This is a genomic window from Haloferax denitrificans ATCC 35960, assembly GCF_000337795.1.
Classification (GTDB): domain Archaea; phylum Halobacteriota; class Halobacteria; order Halobacteriales; family Haloferacaceae; genus Haloferax; species Haloferax denitrificans.
In genome coordinates this window covers 360361-367032 of record NZ_AOLP01000011.1, presented here as the reverse complement: position 1 = coordinate 367032, position 6672 = coordinate 360361, and the positions used below count along the sequence as shown (strand labels likewise).

Genomic DNA, 6672 nt, shown 5'->3' with positions numbered 1-6672 from the left:
CAAGGGTTCGTCTGAAACCGTCGTCGGTCGCGGTCGCGCCGCCAGTCCTCGACGCTTCAATCCCACAAGGGTTCGTCTGAAACTCGACCATCGCGACCCCACGCTCGAACTCCTGAGCGCTTCAATCCCACAAGGGTTCGTCTGAAACCCTGCTGCGCCTGCCGCGCGAGTTCGCCCCGGTCGTCGCTTCAATCCCACAAGGGTTCGTCTGAAACCGTCCCGAGTTCACGGGTACAGAACGCTGTACAGCCCGAATTCAAAAGAGTGTTTCCGTCGACCCTCAATTCCCCCGTACCCCCCGGGGGGGTCGACGGAAACGAGTCAGTACTGGGTCTGTTAAGACCGACTCCCCGGTCAGCCGCCGATGTGTCACACGCCCCGACCCACTCGTGAGTCACGACGCTCACGCTCGATTCGGCGACCTCCGTCGGCGTGACCCGCGGCTCGCGCCTCGAAAACGCCGGAAAACGGGGCCGGAGCCGCGACCGCCGCGTTAGTCGAGCGGGTCGTCGAGTTCGCCCATGACCGCTTCGAGGGCGTCGGTCGCGGTGAGGAGGCCGACGACCTCGCCGTCCCGCAGGACGAGCGCGAGTTCCTGGTCCTCGGCTTGGAACTGGTCGAACGCGTCGCTGACGTTCGTGTCGGCGGCGAGCGTCATCGTCGGCGCGGCGATTTCTTCGAACGAGCGCTCGCCGGCGCGGAGCGCCTCGAAGTTGTCGATGATGGAGGGCGCGTAGACGACGCCGCGGAAGTCGGTGAGCGAGTCGCCGACGAGCGGGAAGCGGGTGTGCGGCGTGTTCCGAATCCGGTCGAAGTTCTCGCCGGGCGTCGACGCCGTCGAGAGCGCGACGATGTCGTCGCTGGGAATCATGATTTCGCTGATGGAGAGTTCGTCCACGTCGAGGGCGTTGAGCACCTCGTCGCGGCGCTCCTCGGGGAGTTCGCCCTCTTCGAGCAGGGAGTGCAGGCGCTCGCGGAGTTGGCCGCGGGACTCGATGACGTCGGTCTCGGTTTCGAGCCACGCGCCCGACATCTCGATGCCGAAGAGCTTGAGCGTCAGCTTGGCGACCCAGTCGCCGAACTTGATGATGGGCGAGATGGCGACGTAGAACCAGTGGAGCGGCGTCGCCCCGTAGCGACAGACCATGCGGGAGCGCTCGACGCCGAGGTACGTCGGCGTCTGCTCACCGTGGGTGAGGTGCAGGAGGTTGATAATCAGGTAGGCGATGAGCGCGCCGGCCCCGACGGTCGCGAGCGTCGTCCCGGCGAAAATCGGTTCGAGTAGCGGTTCGAACAGCGCCGCCAGCGCGGGTTCGGCGACGATACCGACGGCGATGCTCGACGCCGTAATTCCGACCTGACAGGTGGTGAGATACAGTTCGAGCTCTTGGGTCATCTCCCAGGCCCGTTCGAGTCGGGTGTCGCCGTCGACGAACTCGGACTCGGTGAACTGCCGCGCGCGGGTCAGCGCGAACTCGATGGCGACGAAGAAACCGTTCGTGAGGATGAGTAACGCCCCCGCGACGAGGCGTATGCCAATCTCTGTTGGGTTCATCTGTGTCGGTGGTACGCCCGTTCGCGCTCGACCCGTTAGAAAGCATCGGCCGTCCGCAGATATATGTAGTCAGTTATCGGGAGTCGATTAATATCCAGTTTGAACTGCGGTTCTGACAATAATGCCGGGAAAGTTAATGTCGCGGGCGACAGACGGGCGGACGAATGACGAGTCGAGAACTCGACGCGCTGGACAGGCAGATACTGTACACGTTGCAGGCGGAGGCGCGCCGCACGTCGTCGACCGACATCGCCGACGAACTCGACGCCTCGGCGAGCACCGTCCGGAACCGCATCCAGCGGCTCGAAGCCGACGGGGTGCTCCGCGGTTACCACGCCGACGTGGACTACGAGCGCGCGGGCTACCAGCTGTACACGCTCATCGTCTGTACGGCCCCGATTCCGGAGCGCGAGGAGTTGGCCGAGGCCGCCGCCGCGGTCCCCGGCGTCGTCGAAGTACAGGAGGTGATGACCGGCGAGCGGAACGTCATGGTCCGGGCCATCGGCGTCGACGGCGACGACCTCAGCCGAATCGGCGAGGAGTTAGACGAGTTGGGCCTCCGTGTCTCCGACGAGGACCTGATTCGGAACACTCACCGCAGTCCGTACGCGAAGTTCGGCGACGACGACGAGTGACCGACTGCACGAGCGGCGACACGCCGCCTCACGGGTGAATCCGACTCGGTTCGTCTCCGGCGGTGCAGTTCCCGAACCACCGGTACAGCTTTGACAGGTGATAACGAACTGGTATTCGCCGTTGTCAGAGACCCTCCCGTTCGCGTCGGTCTCTCACCGACCGAATGCCCCCCCACCCACCACCACACCACCAGAGCGGTTCAACGCGCTCCGACAACGGGTAGACGCAGTTGCGACAGCATCGCGCGGCCGAGGCCCCGCACTCGCCGCGTGGTACGCTACGTGGTTTCATCGGACGACCGCCCCCGGTCGTTCGCTTCCGACGGCGTCCACGCCTCGGGCTTTCGTTCACTAACGCCGTTTGTGACCCGTGAGCGACGGGACCGCGGGTCGAAAAGCGCGGTTCGGCCGGCTCAGTCGAGTCGCTCGACCTGAACCAGCGCGACGGGGTCGTCCCAGCCGTAGACCGCGGGGTCGAGGTCGCCGTCGCCGACGATGCCGGCGTGGGGAGTGACGACTCCTCCCTCGGCGAGGTCCGGGTCGCTCGCGCCGGTCCCCTCGGTGCCGGAGTCGATGCCGTAGAGGGCCTGTGCAGGGGGGACCATGTCGGCGTACGCCTCGGTGTTGACCTCGGTTCCGGCGTCGTAGCTGGCCGCGAAGTACGACCGCGACTCGTTGACCCGCTCGGGGAGCGGGACGGTGTCGAGGCCGGCGAAGCCGTCGTTCGTGCCGATGAGCATGCTGACGAACGAGAGGTACGCGCCGCTGGCGTCGGTCTCCAGTTCGAGCGTGACGGCCGCGGGGAACGTCTCGCTGGCCGGGAGTTCCTCGGGGACGAGCGGCGCGTCGCCGACCGCGACGCCGCGCACGTCGTCGCTCTCCTCGGCCAACTCACTGAGCGGGCCGAGGTTCCCGTTCTCGGCGAGTTCCCTGATGGCGTCGCTCGCCGGGTCGCCGACGGCGAACAGTTCCACGCCGGCGCGGTGGGCGACCACCGCCGGCGGGGTGAACGGCTGTCCGGTCGTCAGGTTCGCCACCGTCACGCGGTAGGTCCGCGCGGACTGGGCGCTTCCGTTGCTCCCGTTTCCGGCCGATTGCCCCGGCAGACTCGCGCTCCCCAGACAGCCGGCGAGGGCAGTCAGCACGCCCGCGCCGGTCAGTCCGAGGACGGTCCGTCTCGTCGTCGGTGTCGTCGGGTTCGTCGTCGCCTCGGTCGTCGTCGCCTCGGTCGTCGTCGTCTCAGTCGTCGTCGTCTCAGTCGTCGTCTCAGTCATTGGTCTCACGTGTGGTCGGAGCCACGAGAACGAGGACGCGAGGCGGGCTAAAGGCGATTTTTCGAGATTCGGGGCGACTCCGTGACGAATCGGGGTCGAGTCAGTACCAAATTCGGCCGGGGTGCGAGCGGGACGGGTCTGGCGCGTGCGACGCCGCCGGAACGCTCACCGAACCGTCACGTAGGTCAGGAACGCCAGCGCGACGAGTTGGAGGCCGCGGAGGACCAACACGGCCTGCTGGACGTGGGGGTCGCCGGAGTAGAGGCTCTGCATCGTGACAAAGAAGTAGAGCGCGACGGCGTTCTCGACGAGCATGACGACGGCGAACGCGAGCAGGCCGAGGACGAGCGAGGTGCGGAACGTCCGGTAGTTGCGAATCCACACGGCGGTCAGCGCCGCGAGGAAGACGATGTTCACGCCCGAGAGGGCGCTCGCCGCCATGATTTGGGTGTCCATTGCCATATCAATCGAGGTGTGTCGCGATTTCTTCGAAGGTGTCGCGGTACCGTTCGAACTGGTCTGTGAGGAAGTACAGTCGCCCGTACTTATCGCCGCCGGCCTCGACGACCCCGTGGGATTCGAGGGCGTCGAGGTGGTGTCTGATGGTCTTGTAGCCCACGTCGAGTTCGTCGGCGAGGCGGTTCGCGTTCTGCGGGCGCTCCGAGAGGACGCGGATGATGCGGACGCGGTTCTCGCCGCCGCGGGTCGCCGTGAGCAGATACCAGAGCGCCTTCTCCATCGACTGTTCGTTTGACTGATTGGTCGAGCGCGGTATTATTCTCGCGGGTGCCGTTCGACGCGACGGGTTCGACTCGGCGACGACCGAACATGAGCGTTGTTCCAGTTCCGTACCAAATCCGGGTTGAGTTCGGACGTGCCGAGTCCACCTCGCCACTGGGCCGAACGAGGCGAGCCGACTGAGAACCCCGCCGACGGCAGTAAGGGATATGTCGGTCGCGTCCTACGAAAACTCGTATGGACGACGACGCCGGACGGAACGCGTGCGCCATCGAATCCCCGAAGGGTAGACCCTGCCCCTTCTGCGGCACGTCGATGGACCACCGCCACTGCAAGTACGTCTGCCCGGAACACGGGGTCGTCTACGACTGTAGCGACACGTTCTGGTAACGAAACCTGACAGAAGACGCCCGAAACGGGACCGCCGCGAAGTCGGCGGGTTCGCGGGTTGATTTCACGGCGGCACGAAGCGTTATGTCGGCGGCGACCGAACTAACGGCCGTCCTCACCGGTCAGCTCAGTTGGTCCCGAGACGGACGCGGCCACGCACACGAAACGATGCTCAACGAATCACAGGTCGAGGCGGGAAAAGACATCCAACAGCGGACGGGAAAGACGTTTTACTTCGCGACGCGGCTCCTTCCCGAGCGCGTCAGACACGCCACGTACGTCCTGTACGCGTTCTTCCGCGTCGCCGACGAGGTCGTCGACGCCGAGCAGACCGCGCCGCCTGCCCAACAGCGCGAGCGCCTCGAACGCCTCCGCGCCGAGGCGCTCGGCGAGGCGGAGACCGACGACCCCGTCCTGTCGGCGTTCGCCGAACTCAGAGAGCGCTACGGCATCGACCCCGACGACGTGCACGTCTTCATCGACGCCATGGAGTCGGACATCGAGAAGGACCGCTACGAGAGCTACGAGGAGTTAGAGACGTACATGGACGGGTCGGCCTCGGCGGTCGGCCGAATGATGACCGCCGTCATGCGGCCCGACGACCCCGAGGCGGCGCTCCCGCACGCGACGGCGCTCGGGCAGGCGTTTCAGATGTCGAACTTCCTCCGCGACGTGGGCGAAGACGTGGTCGAGCGCGACCGGGTCTACCTCCCGCGGACGACGCTGGACCGCCACGGCGTCGACACCGAACAGGTTCTCGCCCTCGAGTTCGACGAGCGCGTCGCCGACGTGATGCGCGACGAACTCCGCCGAACGGAGTCGCTGTACCGCGACGGCGTCGCCGGCATCGAGTACCTCCCGGCGGACTGCCAGTTCCCGGTGTTGCTCTCGGCGGTGCTGTACGCCGACCACCACCGGTCGATTCGAAAGCTCGACTACGACACCCTCACGGCGACGCCCGAACTCGGCTTCGGGCGGAAGCTCGCGCTCCTCGCGAAGACCGCGGCGTACTGGGCCGTCTGGCGCGACCCAGTGGCCGTGTTCAAGGCCGTCAGCGTCGTTCCCTACCCCGACGACGAGGAACTCGACGCGGAGTTCGGCCCCGGTTCGACGCCGGTCGGCCGCTCGCGGCGCAGTGGACGCGTCTCCGGGTGGCTCCGGTCGCTGAGCCGCTGGGGTTCGGACTGAGCGACGCGGGGTTTTCCGCGAAACCGTTTACTGAGTGGCCGGCGGAGCCTACCGCATGCATCGCGTCACCCTCGACACCCGGTTAAACTGTCCGCTGGGACGGGTGACCGCCGCGCACGACGTGACGCTGACCACGCCGTACTGGAATCTCTCACCCGAGACGGGTCGGTGCGACCTCTGGGTCGAGGCCTCGTCGCCGGGGCGCTCGCAGTTGGAAGCCGGCATCCGCGCGCTCAGAGACGCCGACGGCGTCAGCTATTTCGAACTGAAGCGGAAGCGCGGCTCGCACGCGACCGCTCACGTGGTGCTCGAAGAGACCGTCGCCATCGAAACGGTCCTCGCCCACGGCGGCGCGGTCATCGCGCCCTTCCGCGACAGAGACGGCTGGGAGCGGTGGCACCTCGGGTTCGCCGACCCTCACGCCGCGGCCGCGACACTCGACTCGCTCGACCGCCGCTACGAACTCACCGTCGTCGAGCAGACGCCGCTCGACGACTCGGTCGCGCCCGACGTCTTCCGGCACTTCCACGAGGCGGCGACGCTCCTCGACGGCTGTGAGCGTCTCACCGAAACGGAGGCCCGGGTGCTCCGGACCGCGGTCGAACACGGCTACTACGAGACGCCGCGAAGCGAGTCGCTCGCCTCTCTCGGCGAGCGGTGCGGCGTCTCCGACGTGGCCATCTCGAAGACGCTCCGCCGCGCGGAGCGGAAGCTCCTCGGAGCCGCCGTCTCGGCGCTCGCCGGCCTCGACACCGACCGGCCGAACGCGGGCGGCGGCGACGGACGTTAGCATACTAACCCGCAGGTTCTCCGAGGTCGCAGGCGTCGGTTTCGGTGATGAGCGTACGCGCCGACGCATCGCGTTCGACCGGCGACCGGACGAGGTTCGCAC

General features: G+C 66.9%; 8 protein-coding genes. 4 read left to right on the top strand and 4 right to left on the bottom strand.

Features of this window, described 5'->3' with window-relative positions; translation table 11 throughout:
* Window positions 1-493: 493 nt before the first annotated feature.
* Complete coding sequence (locus C438_RS11790) at window positions 494-1555, bottom strand: CNNM domain-containing protein (protein WP_004969629.1); 1062 nt, start codon at window positions 1553-1555, stop codon at window positions 494-496.
* A gap of 164 nt (window positions 1556-1719) precedes the next feature.
* On the opposite strand from C438_RS11790, the gene C438_RS11785 reads away from it, so the two are divergent.
* Window positions 1720-2190, top strand: a complete 471-nt coding sequence (locus tag C438_RS11785; protein WP_004969626.1) for an Lrp/AsnC family transcriptional regulator — start codon at window positions 1720-1722, stop codon at window positions 2188-2190.
* Window positions 2191-2603: 413 nt separating this feature from the next.
* Here the strand turns inward: C438_RS11785 and C438_RS11780 are convergent, their stop codons facing one another.
* From C438_RS11780 to C438_RS11770, 3 genes are all read right to left on the bottom strand, one after another.
* On the bottom strand, window positions 2604-3464 hold the full coding sequence (locus tag C438_RS11780) for a spondin domain-containing protein (protein ID WP_004969624.1): 861 nt from the start codon (window positions 3462-3464) through the stop codon (window positions 2604-2606).
* A 165-nt stretch (window positions 3465-3629) separates the two neighbouring features.
* Window positions 3630-3926: a hypothetical protein gene (locus C438_RS11775; RefSeq protein WP_049917988.1), complete on the bottom strand. Its 297-nt coding sequence runs from the start codon at window positions 3924-3926 to the stop codon at window positions 3630-3632.
* Window position 3927: 1 nt separating this feature from the next.
* On the bottom strand, window positions 3928-4203 hold the full coding sequence (locus C438_RS11770; protein WP_004969621.1) for an ArsR/SmtB family transcription factor: 276 nt from the start codon (window positions 4201-4203) through the stop codon (window positions 3928-3930).
* 236 nt (window positions 4204-4439) lie between these two features.
* On the opposite strand from C438_RS11770, the gene C438_RS19720 reads away from it, so the two are divergent.
* From C438_RS19720 to C438_RS11760, 3 genes are all read left to right on the top strand, one after another.
* The gene (locus C438_RS19720) at window positions 4440-4592 is read left to right on the top strand and encodes an HVO_2523 family zinc finger protein (protein WP_004042510.1); all 153 of its coding nucleotides are present in this window, start codon (window positions 4440-4442) and stop codon (window positions 4590-4592) included.
* 168 nt (window positions 4593-4760) lie between these two features.
* Window positions 4761-5780, top strand: coding sequence for a phytoene/squalene synthase family protein (locus tag C438_RS11765; RefSeq protein ID WP_049918004.1), 1020 nt, complete (start codon window positions 4761-4763; stop codon window positions 5778-5780).
* Between the two features lie 55 nt (window positions 5781-5835).
* Window positions 5836-6570, top strand: coding sequence for a helix-turn-helix domain-containing protein (locus tag C438_RS11760; protein WP_049917987.1), 735 nt, complete (start codon window positions 5836-5838; stop codon window positions 6568-6570).
* Window positions 6571-6672 lie beyond the last annotated feature (102 nt).